Source organism: Vibrio sp. ZF 223, from assembly GCF_003050585.1.
GTDB lineage: Bacteria > Pseudomonadota > Gammaproteobacteria > Enterobacterales > Vibrionaceae > Vibrio > Vibrio crassostreae.
The window spans coordinates 67,543-85,976 of record NZ_PIGB01000015.1 but is presented as its reverse complement, the minus strand read 5'-3'; the positions used below and the strand labels follow the sequence as shown (position 1 = coordinate 85,976).

Genomic DNA, 18,434 nt, shown 5'->3' with positions numbered 1-18,434 from the left:
AATAAAGACAACGGACATCCCCGTTATCATTAGAGTCGCCGCATCTCCTAGCAGGCTTCCAATATTAGTCATGTTGCTTCCTTTCTTCGTCATCCTGACATACGTACAGGATTTCAGCGAATAGTGATCCCGACCTATGGATTATCTCGATTGGTAAAAGTTTGTCAATTTTGTTTAAGGTTCTGTTACGGATAACGCACACATAAGGTTAATTATTCGCCTATCAGATCACATAAATCTGTCAAATACGTCATTTTTAGATATTTAAACTGTGACTTAAACGGGGCTTTTCTGGGAATTGATATGAGAAAGGTGGAATAACAAAGAAGCAATCAAGAACTACTTTAAATACAACAAGTTAAACAACGAACAAATTTAACATTGTCGCAACAATTTTACAGCAGACATAAAAAAAGCCTCGTATAAACGAGGCTTTTTCTAATAATGTGGCGCGCTCTGGAGGATTCGAACCTCCGACCGCCTGGTTCGTAGCCAGGTACTCTATCCAGCTGAGCTAAGAGCGCACGGTTTTAATATCAATTCATTGTTACTAACAACAGATCAATATAAGGATTTCATTCTTATAAGAAAGAAGCCCTAAATAGTGGCGCGTCCTGGAGGATTCGAACCTCCGACCGCCTGGTTCGTAGCCAGGTACTCTATCCAGCTGAGCTAAGGACGCACGGTTTTCGATATCAGTATTTCCAATATCAGGAGTTCACAAGGAAACCCTAAAGAGTGGCGCGTCCTGGAGGATTCGAACCTCCGACCGCCTGGTTCGTAGCCAGGTACTCTATCCAGCTGAGCTAAGGACGCGCAGTTTTCGATATCGGTATTACCGATATCAGGGGTTCATAAAAGAAACCCTAAATAGTGGCGCGCTCTGGAGGATTCGAACCTCCGACCGCCTGGTTCGTAGCCAGGTACTCTATCCAGCTGAGCTAAGAGCGCAGCCAGGTACTCTATCCAGCTGAGCTAAGGACGCACATTTACATTGTCTAAATTGCTAATTTTAGACTCGCAAGAAATGGCGGTGAGGGAGGGATTCGAACCCTCGATGCAGCTACAAACCACATACTCCCTTAGCAGGGGAGCGCCTTCGGCCTCTCGGCCACCTCACCGTCTTGCGGAGGCACATATTACGTTTTACCGAAAATATGTCAAACACTTTATTGAAAAAAATTGGACAAAAACACTCAACCGTTTGCTATTTAATCAAAGCGCTTGCAAATTGAACTTATAAGATTCAAATCGCGCTTTTTCCCTTAAAAATTAAGGTGAAAGATTGGCAATAATAAACAGCCGAAAACAATTATCTAATTTATCCAGCAGCAAGTGCTACCGCTGATGGCACAATACTACGGGATGCGTATTTTCGCCATAGGGGAAGCTAATAAATCTTGAGTTTTGCCAAACAAAATAGAGAGCAACAGTTCTGTTCAACCTTGTCTGTATCTCACAACATCACAAAGCATTCACTTCACAACTTTGAGCCCGATCCGTTATCCAACTCATCTATGTCATAATGAGTGTTTCGATTCCCCAAGATCAAAAAAGGCTAGCAACAATGCTAGCCTCTTCTCTACGCAAAAGTATTAGTAGTTGCCAGATGCAACGTTACCATTACCTTTTTCAGCTTGAATGCGCATGTAGATCTCTTCACGGTGAACAGATACTTCTTTAGGTGCGTTAACACCGATACGTACTTGGTTACCTTTAACGCCTAGTACAGTAACTGTTACTTCATCACCAATCATCAGTGTTTCGCCAACGCGGCGAGTCAAAATTAGCATTCTTTGCTCCTTGAGTAATCTCTAAATTTATCTAGCTACGAGAGCATTATCCAACAAAAGTTATATTTTCGTAAACTATCGATTGAGTTTATTTAACCAAAATGCACTTCTTTTTTAGGATAACCCTGTGTTTCACGCGCTACGATGTATGCATTGTGTAATATGTTAGCAGCCATATCGACTTGCGTTGGTGATATCACCAAAGTTAAAGACTGCTGCTGCAATAAGTGATGCTGTACATCAATTTCGCCTTCAGACAACAATCCATGTGAACTGACCACAATTTCTTGTGTTCGGCTTCCTACCACAGTTAACAAACTAACCTGTTCACTATTACGGATTTTCTCGTCAAAAACTAGTTTTAATTTGGCACTTATGTCTTGTTTAATAATGAGCGCTGCCCGTTCTGTTTCCTCGATCACACTACAGACTTCGATCCCCAACAGTTGGCAATGTGAAATGAAAGACGGTAAATCTTCATTCAAACACTCGATACGCACCATATCTCTTTGAATAGCGATACCAGCAATATCATTCAAACACTGATTACCCGTGATCAATGTGCCCTCACCTTGTTCAAAGCTTGAAAGCACACGCAATGGCACGTTGTGCTGCCATGCATACTGAACACACGGAAGATGCAAAACCTTAGCACCTCGGCGTGCCATCTCTTCCATAGAAGGGAAGTCTAAAGTATCTAATTTTTGAGATTGCTTCACGACTCTAGGATCACAAGAGTAAACACCATCTACATCAGTATAGATCTGGCATTCTTTCGCCTGTAAGGCACCCGCAAGCGCTACCGCTGTAGTATCTGAACCACCGCGACCTAATGTTGTGATATCGCCTTTCGCATTGAATCCTTGAAAGCCTGCAACAATGACAATCTGGTTGTCATCTAACAGTGCTTGAATCGGGGCAGTATCAATACGCTCAATCGCTGCATTATTATGATTAGAATCCGTGTGTATCTTGGCTTGATAGCCAGTCATCGATGTCGCTTCATAACCTAACTTGTGTAACGTCATTGCTAACAAGGCCATGGAAACTTGCTCGCCAGCCGTTAACAGCACATCCAGTTCTCTAGCGTTTGGTACGCTATCAACTTGTGTGGCTAAGTTAACCAACCGATTTGTTTCACCTGACATAGCAGAAACGACAACCACAATCTGGTTCCCTTCATTTTTCGCTTCAATGATTTTTTCTGCTACATGATGGATTCGTTCAATTGAACCCACCGACGTTCCACCAAATTTCTGCACGATAAGAGGCATTTTCACCCGTCCTCACCTTCCCAAGACCAATGTCTATATATGACAAAAAAACACATACTCCGCGTCAGGGCGAAGCAATAAAAAATTAACCAAGGAGTCTAACGCCACCATTAGACTTCTTGGTTAATCTCAATCAAACCTTGTTTAAACACGCTTCCAATAGGCAAAATAAAAGATGCCCAATCAACTGATTGGGCATCTTTGTATCAATGACTTAAGCTTAAAGACGCTCTTCTAGCCAAGTACGCACAGATTTAAGTGCTTCTGGCAGTGCTTCAACGTCAGTACCGCCCGCTTGAGCCATATCTGGACGACCGCCACCTTTACCGCCAACTTGCTCAGCAACCATCTTAACAAGGTCACCCGCTTTTACTTTGCCGATTAGGTCTTTGGTTACACCAGCAATCAAGCCAACTTTACCGTCTGCTACGTTTGCGATCAGGATGATGCCGCTACCTACTTGGTTTTTAGCGTTATCAACCATAGTACGTAGGTTCTTGTTGTCTGCGCCTTCAATTGCAGCAACCAAAACTTTAGTACCAGAGATGTCTTCTACTTTGCCCATGATGTTTGCGCTTTCTGCAGCAGCCATCTTTTCTTTAAGCAGTTGGATTTCTTTCTCTAGAGATTTCGCTTTCTTAGCTGATTCAGCAAGCTTCTCTTCGTAAGCGTTAGCCTGAGCCTCTACTGCATCTAGAGCAGCTTCACCCGTTACCGCTTCAATACGACGAATACCCGCAGCAATACCACCTTCAGAGGTGATCTTGAATAGGCCGATATCACCCGTGTTACTTGCGTGGATACCACCACAAAGCTCAGTAGAGAAATCGCCCATAGATAGAACGCGCACTTCATCATCGTACTTCTCGCCAAACAGTGCCATTGCACCTTTTTCTTTCGCTGACTCGATATCCATGATGTTGGTTTCAATCACGTGGTTCTTACGAACTTGTGCGTTAACCAAACGCTCTACTTCTTTAATCTGTGCCGGTGTTACCGCTTCAAGGTTAGAAAAGTCAAAACGTAGGTTATCTGGCTTAACTAAAGAACCTTTCTGAGCAACGTGCTCACCTAGAACTTCGCGCAATGCAGAGTGAAGTAAGTGAGTTGCAGAGTGATTTAGTGAGATAGCAGCACGACGCTCAGCATCAACCGTTGCTTCTACTTTATCGCCCTTAGCAAATACACCTTCAACTAGCTCACCGTGGTGTGCAAATGCGTTACCTAGCTTCTGAGTATCTTGTACTTTGAAAAGACCCGACGCTGTTTTTAGTGTACCAGCATCACCACATTGACCGCCTGACTCAGCGTAGAATGGTGTCTCTTCAAGGATGATGATTGCTTTGTCGCCAGCCGATAGTGAAGATACCTCTTCGCCGTCCACAAATAGCGCAGAGATTTCACCAGCACCTTCAGTTGCTGTGTAACCACAGAACTCTGTGTTCGTATCTACTTTGATCGTCGCGTTGTAATCAGTGCCGAATTGGCCAGCTTCACGAGCACGCTTACGCTGTGCTTCCATCGCCTTCTCAAAGCCTTCTTCATCGATAGTAAAGTCGCGTTCACGAGCTACATCGTTAGTCAGGTCAGCTGGGAAGCCGTATGTGTCGTAAAGTTTGAAAACTGTTTCGCCGTCAAGCTCTTTGCCTTCAAGTGCGTCTAGTGCGTCATTAAGAATAACCATGCCGCGCTCTAGAGTACGACCAAAATTCTCTTCTTCAATGCGAAGTACTTTTTCAACAAGCTCTTGCTGTTTCTTAAGTTCATCTGCCGCAGAGCCCATCACTTCAGCCAGTACACCCACAAGTTTGTGGAAGAACACGCCTTGTGCGCCAAGCTTGTTACCGTGACGAACTGCACGACGAATAATACGACGTAGAACGTAGCCACGACCTTCGTTTGAAGGCATAACGCCGTCAGCGATTAGGAATGAACAAGAACGGATGTGGTCAGCAATAACGCGTAGCGATTGGTTAGATAGATCGTCATGACCCACAACTTCCGCTGTCGCTTTGATTAGCTTTTGAAATACATCAATTTCGTAGTTAGAGTGAACGCCCTGCATGATTGCAGAAATACGCTCAATACCCATACCTGTATCTACAGCAGGCTTAGGTAGCGGTTCCATTGTACCGTCAGCGTGACGGTTGAACTGCATGAATACGTTGTTCCAGATCTCGATGAAACGGTCACCATCTTCTTCAGGTGTACCAGGACGGCCGCCCCAGATGTGCTCACCGTGATCGTAGAAGATTTCAGTACATGGACCACAAGGACCTGTGTCACCCATCGTCCAGAAGTTATCAGACTCGAACTGTTTACCGCCTTCTTTGTCGCCAATGCGAACGATACGGTCAGCAGGAACACCTACTTTTTTGTTCCAGATATCGAATGCTTCATCATCTGTCTCGTATACCGTTACCAGCAGACGGTCTTTTGGCAGTTGAAGAGTCTCAGTCAGGAATTCCCAAGCAAAGCCAATCGCTTCTTCTTTGAAGTAGTCGCCAAAGCTGAAGTTGCCTAGCATTTCGAAGAACGTGTGGTGACGAGCCGTGAAACCTACGTTTTCAAGGTCATTGTGTTTACCACCCGCACGTACACAACGCTGAGCCGTAGTTGCTCGAGTGTAGGCACGCTTTTCGGCGCCTAAGAAGCAATCTTTGAATTGGTTCATACCTGCGTTAGTAAATAGCAGGGTTGGATCGTTATGTGGAACTAACGATGAACTGTCTACGATTTGGTGTTCTTTGCTCTCAAAGAACTTAAGGAACGCGTTGCGAACCTCATCAGTGCTCATGTACATGCAGCTCTTCCTGAAAATAGTCGAGTTAGAATTTTGCCGTATTGTAGATCATGGTTAAGGCTTCGACTAGTTTTCTTGTAGAAAAGACACCCTTGGGCAGGATTTTAGTGGGAATTCGATAAAATGAAGAATATTCCACTATATCTAGCCGTGGAAAAGCAGAAGTAAATCGACGACCTAGTACCGAAGAAACTCAGTCAACAAAAGAGAGTTGACCAAATACATGCTCGACGGAACTGCTCCAATAAAAAAGCCCCGCATAAAATATGCGAGGCTTTAAGTTCTTTCAAGCGGATGCTTCTTTCAAACATCTACTCTATAAAACGTTAGCTTATAGCTCTTCGTTTTCTTCTTCTTTCTCTACGTCTTTCTCTTCAAGAACAGCAGGAGTCAGTAGTAACTCACGAAGTTTAGTATCGATCTCTAGAGCAACTTCTGGGTTTTCACGTAGGTATTTACCAGCGTTAGCTTTACCTTGGCCGATCTTATCGCCCTTGTAGCTGTACCAAGCGCCCGCTTTTTCTACTAGCTTATTCTTAACACCTAAGTCGATAAGCTCACCTTCACGGTTGAAGCCTTTACCGTAAAGGATTTGAGTTTCAGCTTGTTTAAACGGTGCAGCAATCTTGTTCTTAACAACCTTGATACGCGTTTCGTTACCAACAACCTCATCACCATCTTTGATCGCACCAGTACGGCGGATATCAAGACGAACAGATGCGTAGAACTTAAGAGCGTTACCACCAGTTGTTGTTTCTGGGTTACCAAACATCACACCAATCTTCATACGAATTTGGTTGATGAAGATAGCCATACAGTTAGACTGCTTAAGGTTACCAGTTAGCTTACGCATCGCTTGAGAAAGCATACGAGCCTGAAGACCCATGTGGCTGTCGCCCATTTCGCCTTCGATTTCTGCTTTTGGTGTTAGTGCTGCTACTGAGTCAATAACAAGTACATCGATTGCACCTGAACGAGCCAGTGCATCACAGATTTCTAGCGCTTGCTCACCCGTATCTGGTTGAGAAACAAGAAGCGCATCGATATCAACACCAAGCTTTTGAGCGTAGATAGGGTCTAGTGCGTGTTCCGCATCAACGAAAGCACACGTCTTGCCGACTTTCTGTGCTGCAGCAATAAGCTCAAGCGTTAGCGTTGTTTTACCTGATGATTCTGGACCGTAAACTTCTACGATACGCCCCATCGGTAGGCCACCAGCACCTAGTGCGATATCTAGAGATAGAGAACCAGTAGAAATAGTTTCTACGTCCATTGTGCGGTTATCACCAAGACGCATGATAGAACCTTTACCAAATTGCTTTTCAATCTGACCAAGGGCTGCGGCTAACGCTTTTTGTTTATTCTCGTCCATCTCTATCTCCACATAATCGGTTGTCTCAACAAGCGATCTAGAATCTATTTCTAACCCACATAGGGGTGACTAATTGGCTTTCATTATACTGTTGATTCATACAGTGTCTATACCTGTATGAAAATAATTTGTACAAATGTTACTTACCTTCCATTGATAGGTAATCATAAATAACTTGCAGGGCATGGTGCGTGGCTTGTTGGCGTACTTGTGATCTGTCGCCTGTAAATACATGCGTTTCTACTTTATCCCAGCCATTTAGTGCTTTCCACGCGAAGCATACTGTACCAACAGGCTTATCTTCGGTCGCGCCACCTGGCCCGGCAATGCCACTGATCGATACAGAGATAGTCCCGTTTGAGTATTGCAATGCCCCGCTCGCCATTTCTATGACGACAGGCTCACTCACAGCGCCGAACTCAATCAAGGTTTTAAGCTGCACACCTATCATCTCTTGCTTGGCTTCATTGCTATAAGTAACAAAAGCGCGATCAAACCACCCAGAACTGCCCGCAATGTCAGTGACTGCAGTCGCGACACCTCCGCCAGTGCAAGATTCAGCCGTCACTAACACTTGTTTGTGTTTAGCGAGTAAATGTCCAAGCTGTTCACTAAGGTCTTGAGTCATCTGCATCATCAGCTTCCCTTTATTTACTGTCATATCATTTGGATTCGCATCTTTTCGCATCAGCCGCTTTTCGCACGAAACGCTTTCACGTATCCTAAGCCGCAATAGAAATAAACGAAAGAAGTTAACTGTGAAAGCCGATCAAAAACATACTCCCATGATGCAGCAGTACCTAAAACTGAAAGCAGAAAACCCAGAAATTCTGCTGTTCTACCGCATGGGCGATTTCTACGAGCTTTTCTATGATGATGCTAAAAAAGCTTCTCAACTCCTCGATATTTCACTGACTAAACGCGGTTCATCAAATGGTGAGCCTATTCCGATGGCGGGTGTTCCTTACCATGCCGTTGAAGGGTACCTTGCAAAGTTAGTACAACTTGGTGAATCCGTAGCAATTTGTGAACAGATTGGTAATCCAGCAACTTCAAAAGGCCCTGTTGAACGTGCTGTTGTACGTATCGTCACACCCGGCACCGTGACCGATGAGGCATTGCTTTCTGAGCGTGTTGATAACCTGATTGCAGCCATCTACCATCACAACGGTAAGTTTGGTTACGCGACACTGGATATTACCTCCGGTCGATTCCAACTTTGCGAGCCAGAAACCGAAGAAGCAATGGCCGCAGAACTGCAGAGAACCTCACCACGTGAGCTACTGTTCCCTGAAGATTTCGAACCTGTAAATCTAATGGCAAGCCGTAATGGCAACCGCCGCCGCCCTGTATGGGAATTTGAATTAGATACCGCTAAGCAGCAATTAAATAAACAATTTGGTACTCGCGATCTGGTTGGCTTTGGCGTAGAAAGCGCAAAACTGGGTCTATGTGCGGCTGGTTGTTTGATCCAATACGTGAAAGATACCCAACGTACAGCCCTTCCTCATATCCGTTCACTGACGATGGATAAGCAAGATCACTCAGTGATCCTTGATGCTGCGACTCGCCGCAATCTAGAGATCACGCAAAACCTTGGCGGTGGCACAGATAACACTCTTGCTGAAGTGCTTGATCACACCGCAACTGCGATGGGCAGTCGCATGCTTAAGCGTTGGTTACATCAACCAATGCGCAATATCTCTGCACTCGATCAGCGCTTAGATGCGATTGGTGAGATGAAAGATTTGGCTCTATTCACAGAGCTACAGCCAACCTTAAAGCAGATTGGTGATATCGAGCGTATTCTTGCTCGTCTTGCTCTTCGTTCTGCTCGTCCACGTGATATGGCACGACTTCGCCAAGCGATGGAATATTTACCAGAGCTAGCTGAAACACTGACGCAGCTGAAACACCCATACCTGACTCAACTTGCTCAGTATGCCTCTCCTGTGGATGAGGTTTCTGAGCTACTTGAGCGTGCAATCAAAGAGAACCCACCCGTGGTTATCCGCGATGGCGGTGTGATTGCTGAAGGCTACAACGCCGAGCTAGATGAATGGCGTGACCTTGCTGCGGGCGCAACCGAGTTTCTGGATAAGCTTGAGCAAGAAGAACGTGAACGTCACGGTATCGACACGCTAAAAGTTGGCTACAACAACGTACACGGTTTCTTCATCCAAGTGAGCCGTGGGCAAAGCCACCTTGTGCCGCCACATTATGTTCGTCGCCAAACGCTGAAGAACGCTGAGCGCTATATCATTCCTGAGCTGAAAGAACACGAAGACAAAGTACTTAACTCTAAGTCGAAAGCACTCGCTATCGAGAAACAGCTTTGGGAAGAGTTGTTTGATTTGCTACTGCCATATCTAGAGCGCCTACAAAACATCGCTTCTTCAGTATCTCAACTTGATGTACTACAGAACTTAGCTGAGCGCGCAGATACTCTTGATTACTGTCGTCCAACCATGACAGAAGCCGCGGGTGTACAGATCCAAGCAGGTCGTCACCCAGTAGTAGAACAAGTGATGGACGAACCTTTCATTGCTAACCCTATCGACCTGAATGATCAACGTAAGATGCTGATCATCACAGGTCCAAATATGGGTGGTAAATCGACCTACATGCGCCAAACGGCACTCATCGCATTGATGGCTCATATCGGTTGTTATGTACCTGCAGAAAGCGCAACCATCGGCTCTATCGACCGTATCTTTACGCGTATTGGCGCATCCGATGATTTGGCTTCTGGTCGTTCAACTTTCATGGTTGAGATGACAGAGACCGCAAATATTCTGCACAACGCGACACCAAATAGCCTTGTGCTAATGGATGAAATCGGTCGTGGTACCAGTACTTACGATGGTCTGTCTCTGGCTTGGGCAAGTGCAGAGTGGCTAGCCAATCAAATCAATGCGATGACACTGTTTGCAACGCACTACTTTGAGCTAACTGAACTGCCTAACCAACTTCCAACTTTAGCAAACGTACACTTAGATGCGGTTGAGCATGGTGACAGCATTGCCTTTATGCACGCGGTTCAAGAAGGTGCAGCAAGTAAATCTTACGGTCTAGCGGTTGCAGGTTTAGCTGGCGTACCGAAAGCCGTGATCAAGAATGCTCGAGCGAAGCTGACTCAGTTAGAAGCGTTAAGTATGGAGTCGCCAACATCGAAGCCAAGTGGTGTTGATATCGCGAACCAACTTAGCCTGATCCCTGAACCGAGTGAGGTGGAGCAAGCACTAGCGAATGTTGATCCTGATGATCTAACCCCTCGCCAAGCATTAGAAGAGCTCTACCGCTTGAAGAAGCTACTCTAACTTAAGAAGCACTCTAGTTTAAATAGCCAAGCGCTGTGGTTTCTAGCTGAAGTCAAAATTAAACCAGAAGCTAAAACTAAAAAACGCTGACATTAGGTCAGCGTTTTTTTATTTCGATATCGTGGAATATCGTTTAGTCGTTTTCAACGTTGAACAGGTTTTCCATGTTCAGACCTTGCTTGATCAAAATCTCACGTAGACGACGAAGACCTTCAACTTGGATTTGACGAACTCGCTCACGAGTCAGGCTGATTTCACGACCAACTTCTTCTAGCGTTGACGGTTCATAACCCAGTAGTCCAAATCGACGTGCAAGTACCTCTTTCTGCTTAGGATTCAGTTCATCAAGCCAGAAGATCAGTGAGTTCTTGATATCGCTATCTTGAGTTGAAACCTCAGGATCTGAATTGTTGATGTCTGGAATAATATCCAACAGTGCTTTCTCACCGTCACCACCAATTGGCGTATCTACAGAACTCACTCTTTCGTTTAGACGAAGCATCTTGCTCACATCACCAACCGGCTTATCTAGCTTAGAAGCGATCTCTTCAGCTGTTGGTTCGTGGTCAAGCTTTTGTGATAGTTCTCTTGCAGTACGTAGGTAGATGTTCAGCTCTTTCACAACATGGATTGGCAAACGGATAGTGCGAGTCTGATTCATCAACGCACGTTCAATGGTTTGACGAATCCACCATGTTGCGTAAGTTGAAAAGCGGAAGCCTCGCTCTGGGTCAAATTTCTCTACGGCGCGAATCAAACCTAGGTTGCCTTCTTCGATTAGATCGAGAAGTGCCAAACCACGGTTGCTATAACGACGAGAAATTTTTACCACCAAACGCAGGTTACTTTCGATCATGCGTTTACGTGCTGCTTCATCACCGCGTAGAGCTCGACGTGCGTAAAGCACTTCTTCTTCTGCGGTTAGTAGTGGTGAGAAACCGATTTCGCCTAGATACAGTTGAGTGGCATCTAAGCTTTTAGACGTAACTTCAACTTCTTCTTTCGCTTCGGTTTTCTTAGTGACTGTTCGTTTTGCTTTTCCAAGAGCTTCCGGTTCCGTGGTTGCTTGGTCAAGATCGAACTCTTCTTTGGTTACTGCATTGCTTATACTCATAACGCCTCCCCCTGGCGAAATTAGCATGACATTACAACTTCATATGTCGCTAAATGACTATGTCACTCAATACAATACGTTAATCGTTCATATTGTATTTAAGGCAAATATCGTTTTGGATTAACTGATTTACCTTGGTAACGAATCTCAAAGTGCAGCCTAACACTGCTGGCTCCAGAGCTTCCCATTGTTGCAATCTTCTGCCCTGGTTTCACACTTTGCCCTTCAGATACTAATAGTCGGTCGTTATGCGCGTATGCACTTAAGTAATTATCATTGTGCTTCACAATCACTAGATTGCCGTAGCCTCGCAGTGCATTACCCGAATAAACAACCGTTCCCCCTGCAGTAGATACTATTGGCTGACCTCGCTGTCCTGCTATGTCTATGCCTTTATTTCCTTGTTCGCCTACAGAGAAATTCTTGATTACTCTCCCTTTAGTTGGCCATAACCATTTGGATACTTTATCACTTGTTGGTTTGGTGGACGGTGTAACATTCTGTTTACCTTTAGAACCAACATACTCCTTTGATTTGGATTGTTCAACCTTCTTTGGTGGATCTTTTTTCGCCACTTTGGTGGTAGTTTGAGCTGGAGCTGGTTTAGAGTTTTTGCTCGATTGCGATGTGGATTTAGGTTTATTTGCCGCAGATGACGTTGTCGATGCCGCGACAGGCGCAGCAACAGCTGCTACCGCTACCGTTGACTTACCATACGCTGGCGCATTGTAACTAGGACGCCACAACTTAAGCTTCTGCCCTGGGTGAATAGTATAAGGCGCAGACAATTTGTTGTAGCTAACGAGGTCATTGACGTCTTTATTGGTCACATAAGCGATGAAATAAAGCGTATCGCCTTTTTTCACTTCATAGTAACTACCGCGATAACTACCACGATCAATCGATGAGTAATTCTTGTTAAGGCTTGAAACCGGCGCAGGCGAATTCGCTGCACACCCAACAAGGGCACAGCTAAGCAGTAAAGTACTTCCTTTAAACAACTTCGAACGCATCGACTCTCTATCCACCTACACCATTAGTCTTGTTATTAAGCTAGTTCACCAGGAACAAGAGGTACAAATCTCACCATTTCGATAACACTCGACAAAAATTCATCGCCGTGACGAACGATCTTCAACAGTTGTTGTTCATCATCCCCAACAGGAATCAGTAAACGACCGCCATCTTTCAGCTGTTGCAGAAGCGCTTGAGGAATCGACTCTGCAGCAGCGGTAACAATAATCGCATCAAAAGGCGCCTTTGAAGACCACCCTTGCCAACCATCACCGTGCTTAGTTGAAATATTGTAGAAATCGAGTTGCTTCAACCTGCGTTTAGCATCCCATTGTAGCGACTTTATTCTTTCAACCGAATAGACATGATCAACAAGCTGAGCCAATACCGCGGTTTGGTAGCCTGAACCCGTTCCGATCTCCAAAACGCGGCTATCTTGTTGTAACTCAAGCAGCTCTGTCATTTTGGCAACAATGTATGGTTGGGAGATTGTCTGACCCTGTCCGATCGGCAGCGCATTATTGTCATAAGCTTGATGGTACATCGCCTGTGATAAAAAGCTCTCTCTCGGCAGTTGATAAATAGCATCAAGAACCTTTTGATCTCGGATGCCGTTTTCAATCAGAAAAGTAATTAAGCGCTCGGCTTGTGGATTGCTCACTTACTTCTCCCCTAACCATGTTGTCATCGCACCTAACGACTCGTGTGCCGTTAGATCAACTTGTAACGGTGTTACCGATATAAAGCCATGCTCGATTGCGTAAAAATCGGTACCTTCGCCGGCATCTTGCTCTTTGCCCGGAGGGCCGAGCCAATAGATATCGTGACCACGAGGGTCCTTTTGCTTAATCATATCTTCAGAGTGATGACGAGCACCTAAGCGTGTCACCTGAGTACCAGACAGTTGTTCTAAGGCTAAATCAGGAACGTTCACGTTCAATAAGCGATTGGTCGGGATTGGGTTTGCTAAATGTTGTTCGACAATACGACGAGCAATCGCTGCCGCTGTCTTAAAATGTTTTTTACCCACCAACGAAAACGCCACCGATTGAACGCCTAGAAAGTGCCCTTCCATTGCTGCTGCTACCGTACCTGAATAAAGCACGTCATCACCAAGGTTAGCACCGTGATTAATGCCCGTTAATACCAGATTAGGCATGTCATTCTTTAGCAGTTCGTTTAACGCAAAATGCACACAGTCGGTCGGTGTTCCTTGTACCGAATAGGTATTTTCAGCAATCTCTTGAACGCGTAAAGGCTGTTCTAAAGTTAATGAATTTGAAGCGCCTGAACGATTACGGTCAGGTGCCACAATGATAACTTCAGCAAGATCACGTAGTTCATCTGCTAGCTCATGAATACCTTGAGCATGCACACCATCATCGTTGCTGAGTAAAATCTTCATTCTGTATCCTTTCTTCATATTCCAGTGCTAAGTGACTTAAATTCCAATATTAAGTCACTTAGTGCCAAGCAGAATCATTACTGCTCGTAGCTTCTCTCTACGTGTACTTCTTCAACCAATTCACGAACGATAGCCGTCGCAAAGCAGCCTGCATCAAGAGAGAACTTCAGAGTGACATTATCTTCACTCACTTCCCACGTTAGATCAGTAGGTTTCAGTGACGCTTCACGGCGGTCATGACGCATGCGATTACCACGAATTAGAGCCATCAAATCCGGTTCAGCATCAAGGTGTTTCTGCTCTAAAGCTTGAGACTCATCTGTTGTTGGCAAAGCGTTATCTCCGGCCAAAGCCACAGTCACCAATGCAGTACCATTCGCGATATCTTGCTTTACAGCTTCAAGGTTTTCAGCCGTTACCGTTAGTTGAGCACCGTCTTTCACTACGATATCGCCAACCAATGCCGATGCAAACACATCTTGCTCAATACGGTCTGAAAGGATCAAGTTGTAAATCCACGAGCGAGCCGCAGAAAGATACAAGCTGCGTTTATTCTGGTTACGAGTACGAACGTTATCGCGGCCCCAACGACGAGCTTCAGATAGGTTGTTACCTTCATTACCAAAACGCTGAGTACCAAAGTAGTTTGGCACGCCCACTTGAGCGACTTTTTCCAAACGCTTTACCACATCTTCACAATCCGTTACTTCAGACAAGGTCAACTCAAATTGGTTGCCAACTAAATCGCCCGGACGTAACTTTTTGTTATGACGTGCTGTCGCTAGGATTTCAATACTTGGGTATTGTGCTAAGAACGCTGAAAAGTCAGGCTCACCTTTCGGTAGGTGGACGCTCAACCACTGCTCTGTCACAGCGTGACGGTCTTTCAAACCCGCCCAGCTCACGTCTTTCGACTTAACACCGCAAGCTTTAGCCAGCTCGTTTGCTACGAAACTCGTGTTTTCACCAGTTTTACGAATACGAACCATTAGGTGCTCGCCTTCACCAGTAAACTCAAAACCCAAGTCTTCATTAACGACAAAGTGTTCGGCTTTTGCTTTTAGTTTTGCTTTCGCAGTTGGTTTACCGTTTAGATAAGCCAATGAAGATAAAATATCTGACATGCTGTTCTTTTCGTGTTGGTGCTTACGCACTTTTAGTTATTAGGACCACCGCTTCACATGCGATGCCCTCTTTGCGACCAGTAAAACCTAAACGCTCAGTAGTCGTCGCTTTTACATTCACATTGCTAATGCTGGTTTCTAGGTCTTGAGCAATAGCTTGGCACATAGAGTCTATATGAGGGGCCATCTTTGGAGCTTGCGCCATGATAGTAATATCGGCATTACCAATCACGTAACCTTGTTCTTTTACTCGACGGTAAACATCTTTCAGTAGTTCACGGCTATCCGCGCCTTTCCATTCGTCATCAGTATCAGGGAAATGACGACCAATATCGCCCGCTGCGATCGCACCTAACAGAGCGTCACACAAAGCATGAAGGGCAACGTCACCATCTGAATGTGCGATAAGACCTTGTTCGTAAGGGATGCTCACACCACCAATAATTACCGGACCTTCACCACCAAACTTATGTACATCAAAGCCATGGCCAATACGAATCATCATTATTCCTTATTCTGACTTAAATAGAACTCAGCAAGCGCTAAATCTTCAGGCTGAGTAATCTTAAAATTATCTGAGCGCCCAGCCACTAAAGCCGGCGATAAACCTTTCCATTCAAAGGCTGAAGCTTCATCAGTAATTGAAGCGCCATGTTGCAACGCCTCACTTAATGCCTTCCACAGAGGCTTTGCTCTGAACATTTGCGGCGTAAGTGCATGCCATAAATCCGCTCGCTCAACGGTATGCTCGATCTGCCCTTGAGCACCTCGCTTCATCGTGTCACGAACTGGAGCCGCTAAAATAGCCCCGACATCATGGCTCATCGCGCCGGAAATTAGCTTGTCGATATCACTTAGCTGAACACACGGCCTTGCCGCATCGTGAACCATTACCCAATCACTAAGCTGCTGCTCAGCGATATAGTTTAGCGCAGAGAGTACAGAGTCTGCTCTCTCGCTTCCGCCTGACACTCTGATCACTTGTGGATTCTGGTTGAGTGCTAGCTCAGGGTAGTATGGGTCATCATCACTGATCGCAACGACAATTTGAGCGACTTGAGGGTGAGACAGTAATTTCTCAACGGTGTGCTCTAAAATTGTTTTGCCGTGAATCTCGAGGTATTGCTTAGGGCGGTCTGCCTTCATTCGGCTACCGACGCCCGCTGCAGGTACAACAGCAATCACGCTTTGAAGTTGAGTCGACATTAATGGGATTCCTCACCAATGATGCGATAAAACGTTTCGCCTTCTTTGACCATTCCAAGCTCATGACGTGCGCGTTCTTCTATCGCGTCTAAGCCTTGGCGTAGATCGTCAATTTCAGCAAACATTTCTGCATTTCGAATATGCAGCTTTTCATTCACTTGCTGTTGAACTTGGATTTCGTTGTTCACACCGTAGTAATCAGAAATACCATTTTTACCGAGCCACAGTGTGTGTTGTAGCCAGCCAAACACTATGAGCAGTACTAAAGCAAAAATTCGCATAACACCTTTCGCCGGTTGAAAAAGAAGGAACTAGAATAAGGCACATATATACCATAATGAGCTTATTGGTGCGAGATATGTGGTGTCAGGGAATCAATAAGTCGGGGAATTATTGTCGGGATAGGTAAGGACAACAATGAGATTCCCTACTCCTTCCTTCGTCAGTCTAGGGAATGACGAACTTTCGGTATCAAAAAGAAAGCTATATAACCTAGAGCTTCTTTTCTTCACCTTTTTGCAGACAAAAAAATGCCCCGCATAAGCGAGGCATTTAAAAGCATTAGTGCATAATTCTAACTAGTTGGTGCTGTAGCAAGGCAACAAAGAAGATTCAGCTATGGAGCATAGTTTCCTATGTGACTTAGTGAATCTTCTGCAGTTAACGCAGCTACAGTGCCAAATAGGACGAATTATTGACCTTTAACTTCTTTAAGACCGTTGTAAGGAGCTTTAGAACCTAGAGCTTCTTCGATACGGATAAGTTGGTTGTACTTAGCAACACGGTCAGAACGGCTCATAGAACCAGTTTTGATTTGACCTGCAGCTGTACCTACCGCTAGATCAGCGATAGTTGCATCTTCAGTTTCGCCAGAACGGTGAGAGATTACTGCAGTGTAGCCAGCGTCTTTAGCCATCTTGATAGCAGCTAGAGTCTCTGTTAGAGAACCGATTTGGTTGAACTTGATAAGGATAGAGTTAGCTACGCCTTTCTCGATACCTTCAGCAAGAATCTTAGTGTTTGTAACGAACAGATCGTCACCAACGATTTGAAGCTTGTCGCCTAGAAGTTCAGTTTGGTGCTTGAAGCCATCCCAATCTGACTCGTCAAGACCGTCTTCGATAGAAACGATTGGGAAGTTGTTCGCTAGCTCAGCTAGGTAGTGGTTGAACTCTTCAGAAGTGAAAGTTTTACCTTCGCCCTTCATGTTGTAGATGCCAGCTTCTTTGTCGAAGAACTCAGATGCTGCACAGTCCATAGCAAGAGTAACGTCTTTACCTAGTTCGTAACCAGCAGCTGCAACAGCTTCTGCGATAACTTCTAGAGCTTCAGCGTTAGACTTAAGGTTAGGAGCGAAACCACCTTCATCACCAACTGCAGTGCTGTAGCCTTTAGACTTAAGAACTTTAGCTAGGTTGTGGAATACTTCAGCGCCGATACGTAGACCTTCTTTAAGAGTTTTAGCGCCAACTGGTTGGATCATGAACTCTTGGATGTCAACGTTGTTATCTGCGTGCTCACCACCGTTGATGATGTTCATCATTGGTAGAGGCATAGAGAACTGACCAGCAGTACCGTTTAGCTCAGCGATGTGCTCGTATAGAGGCATGCCTTTCGCAGCAGCAGCAGCTTTTGCGTTAGCTAGAGATACAGCTAGGATAGCGTTCGCGCCGAACTTAGACTTGTTATCAGTACCGTCTAGGTCAAGCATGATTTGGTCAACGTCAGCTTGTGCTTTAGCGTCAGTACCAACTAGAGCTTCAGCGATTGGGCCGTTTACAGCTTCAATAGCTTTAAGAACACCTTTACCTAGGAAACGTGATTTGTCGCCGTCACGTAGCTCAAGAGCTTCGCGAGAACCAGTAGATGCGCCAGATGGAGCAGCAGCCATACCTACGAAACCGCCTTCTAGGTGTACTTCAGCTTCTACAGTTGGGTTACCACGTGAATCGATGATTTCACGACCTAGAACTTTAACGATCTTAGACATTGAATGTTTCCTTCTCGTT

Annotated in this window: 15 protein-coding genes, 5 tRNA genes and 1 pseudogene; 1 reads left to right on the top strand and 20 read right to left on the bottom strand. The window is 45.1% G+C overall.

Annotated features, from left to right (window positions below; genetic code table 11):
- From CWO13_RS21945 to pncC, 11 genes and pseudogenes are all read right to left on the bottom strand, one after another.
- Nucleotides 1–93, bottom strand: a pseudogene (locus tag CWO13_RS21945) (oxaloacetate decarboxylase subunit gamma); the annotation flags it as partial.
- Nucleotides 94–447: 354 nt separating this feature from the next.
- A tRNA-Arg gene (locus tag CWO13_RS21940) sits at nt 448–524 on the bottom strand.
- Nucleotides 525–605: 81 nt separating this feature from the next.
- Nucleotides 606–682 (bottom strand) — tRNA-Arg (locus tag CWO13_RS21935).
- 57 nt (nt 683–739) lie between these two features.
- Nucleotides 740–816: transfer RNA gene (locus tag CWO13_RS21930), tRNA-Arg, on the bottom strand.
- Nucleotides 817–874: 58 nt separating this feature from the next.
- A tRNA-Arg gene (locus tag CWO13_RS21925) sits at nt 875–951 on the bottom strand.
- A gap of 77 nt (nt 952–1,028) precedes the next feature.
- A tRNA-Ser gene (locus CWO13_RS21920) sits at nt 1,029–1,121 on the bottom strand.
- Between the two features lie 474 nt (nt 1,122–1,595).
- Nucleotides 1,596–1,793, bottom strand: a complete 198-nt coding sequence (gene csrA, locus CWO13_RS21915; protein ID WP_004415691.1) for a carbon storage regulator CsrA — start codon at nt 1,791–1,793, stop codon at nt 1,596–1,598.
- Nucleotides 1,794–1,885: 92 nt separating this feature from the next.
- Nucleotides 1,886–3,067: an aspartate kinase gene (locus tag CWO13_RS21910; RefSeq protein WP_080967413.1), complete on the bottom strand. Its 1,182-nt coding sequence runs from the start codon at nt 3,065–3,067 to the stop codon at nt 1,886–1,888.
- 220 nt (nt 3,068–3,287) lie between these two features.
- Nucleotides 3,288–5,870, bottom strand: coding sequence for an alanine--tRNA ligase (gene alaS, locus CWO13_RS21905; protein ID WP_048615632.1), 2,583 nt, complete (start codon nt 5,868–5,870; stop codon nt 3,288–3,290).
- A gap of 331 nt (nt 5,871–6,201) precedes the next feature.
- Nucleotides 6,202–7,242 (bottom strand): recombinase RecA, encoded by a 1,041-nt coding sequence (recA, locus tag CWO13_RS21900; RefSeq protein ID WP_017056586.1) that lies wholly within the window; start codon nt 7,240–7,242, stop codon nt 6,202–6,204.
- A 139-nt stretch (nt 7,243–7,381) separates the two neighbouring features.
- Nucleotides 7,382–7,876, bottom strand: coding sequence for a nicotinamide-nucleotide amidase (gene pncC, locus CWO13_RS21895; protein WP_102431727.1), 495 nt, complete (start codon nt 7,874–7,876; stop codon nt 7,382–7,384).
- 124 nt (nt 7,877–8,000) lie between these two features.
- Here pncC and mutS point away from each other — a divergent pair, with 124 nt between their 5' ends.
- Entirely contained in the window at nt 8,001–10,562 is a 2,562-nt protein-coding gene (gene mutS, locus CWO13_RS21890; RefSeq protein WP_108020970.1) for a DNA mismatch repair protein MutS, read from the top strand.
- 133 nt (nt 10,563–10,695) lie between these two features.
- On the opposite strand, the gene rpoS is transcribed toward mutS, so the two are convergent.
- The 9 genes from rpoS to eno form a co-directional block, all read right to left on the bottom strand.
- Nucleotides 10,696–11,676 carry an RNA polymerase sigma factor RpoS gene (gene rpoS, locus CWO13_RS21885; RefSeq protein ID WP_017059027.1) on the bottom strand — a complete coding sequence of 327 codons (981 nt, stop codon included), beginning with the start codon at nt 11,674–11,676 and terminating at the stop codon, nt 10,696–10,698.
- Between the two features lie 98 nt (nt 11,677–11,774).
- The gene (nlpD, locus tag CWO13_RS21880; protein WP_048659388.1) at nt 11,775–12,689 is read right to left on the bottom strand and encodes a murein hydrolase activator NlpD; all 915 of its coding nucleotides are present in this window, start codon (nt 12,687–12,689) and stop codon (nt 11,775–11,777) included.
- 35 nt (nt 12,690–12,724) lie between these two features.
- Nucleotides 12,725–13,351: a protein-L-isoaspartate(D-aspartate) O-methyltransferase gene (locus tag CWO13_RS21875; RefSeq protein WP_019826319.1), complete on the bottom strand. Its 627-nt coding sequence runs from the start codon at nt 13,349–13,351 to the stop codon at nt 12,725–12,727.
- Complete coding sequence (surE, locus tag CWO13_RS21870) at nt 13,352–14,095, bottom strand: 5'/3'-nucleotidase SurE (protein ID WP_048659389.1); 744 nt, start codon at nt 14,093–14,095, stop codon at nt 13,352–13,354.
- Nucleotides 14,096–14,172: 77 nt separating this feature from the next.
- Nucleotides 14,173–15,219 carry a tRNA pseudouridine(13) synthase TruD gene (gene truD, locus CWO13_RS21865; RefSeq protein ID WP_108020969.1) on the bottom strand — a complete coding sequence of 349 codons (1,047 nt, stop codon included), beginning with the start codon at nt 15,217–15,219 and terminating at the stop codon, nt 14,173–14,175.
- Between the two features lie 22 nt (nt 15,220–15,241).
- Nucleotides 15,242–15,721, bottom strand: a complete 480-nt coding sequence (gene ispF / locus CWO13_RS21860) for a 2-C-methyl-D-erythritol 2,4-cyclodiphosphate synthase (protein ID WP_004739053.1) — start codon at nt 15,719–15,721, stop codon at nt 15,242–15,244.
- A gap of 2 nt (nt 15,722–15,723) precedes the next feature.
- Nucleotides 15,724–16,425 (bottom strand): 2-C-methyl-D-erythritol 4-phosphate cytidylyltransferase, encoded by a 702-nt coding sequence (ispD, locus tag CWO13_RS21855; RefSeq protein ID WP_107899450.1) that lies wholly within the window; start codon nt 16,423–16,425, stop codon nt 15,724–15,726.
- Nucleotides 16,425–16,706, bottom strand: coding sequence for a cell division protein FtsB (gene ftsB / locus CWO13_RS21850; protein WP_010435786.1), 282 nt, complete (start codon nt 16,704–16,706; stop codon nt 16,425–16,427). Before ftsB ends, ispD begins: the two co-directional genes overlap by 1 nt.
- Before the next feature lie 410 nt (nt 16,707–17,116).
- On the bottom strand, nt 17,117–18,415 hold the full coding sequence (gene eno, locus CWO13_RS21845) for a phosphopyruvate hydratase (protein ID WP_017059033.1): 1,299 nt from the start codon (nt 18,413–18,415) through the stop codon (nt 17,117–17,119).
- Nucleotides 18,416–18,434: the final 19 nt, after the last annotated feature.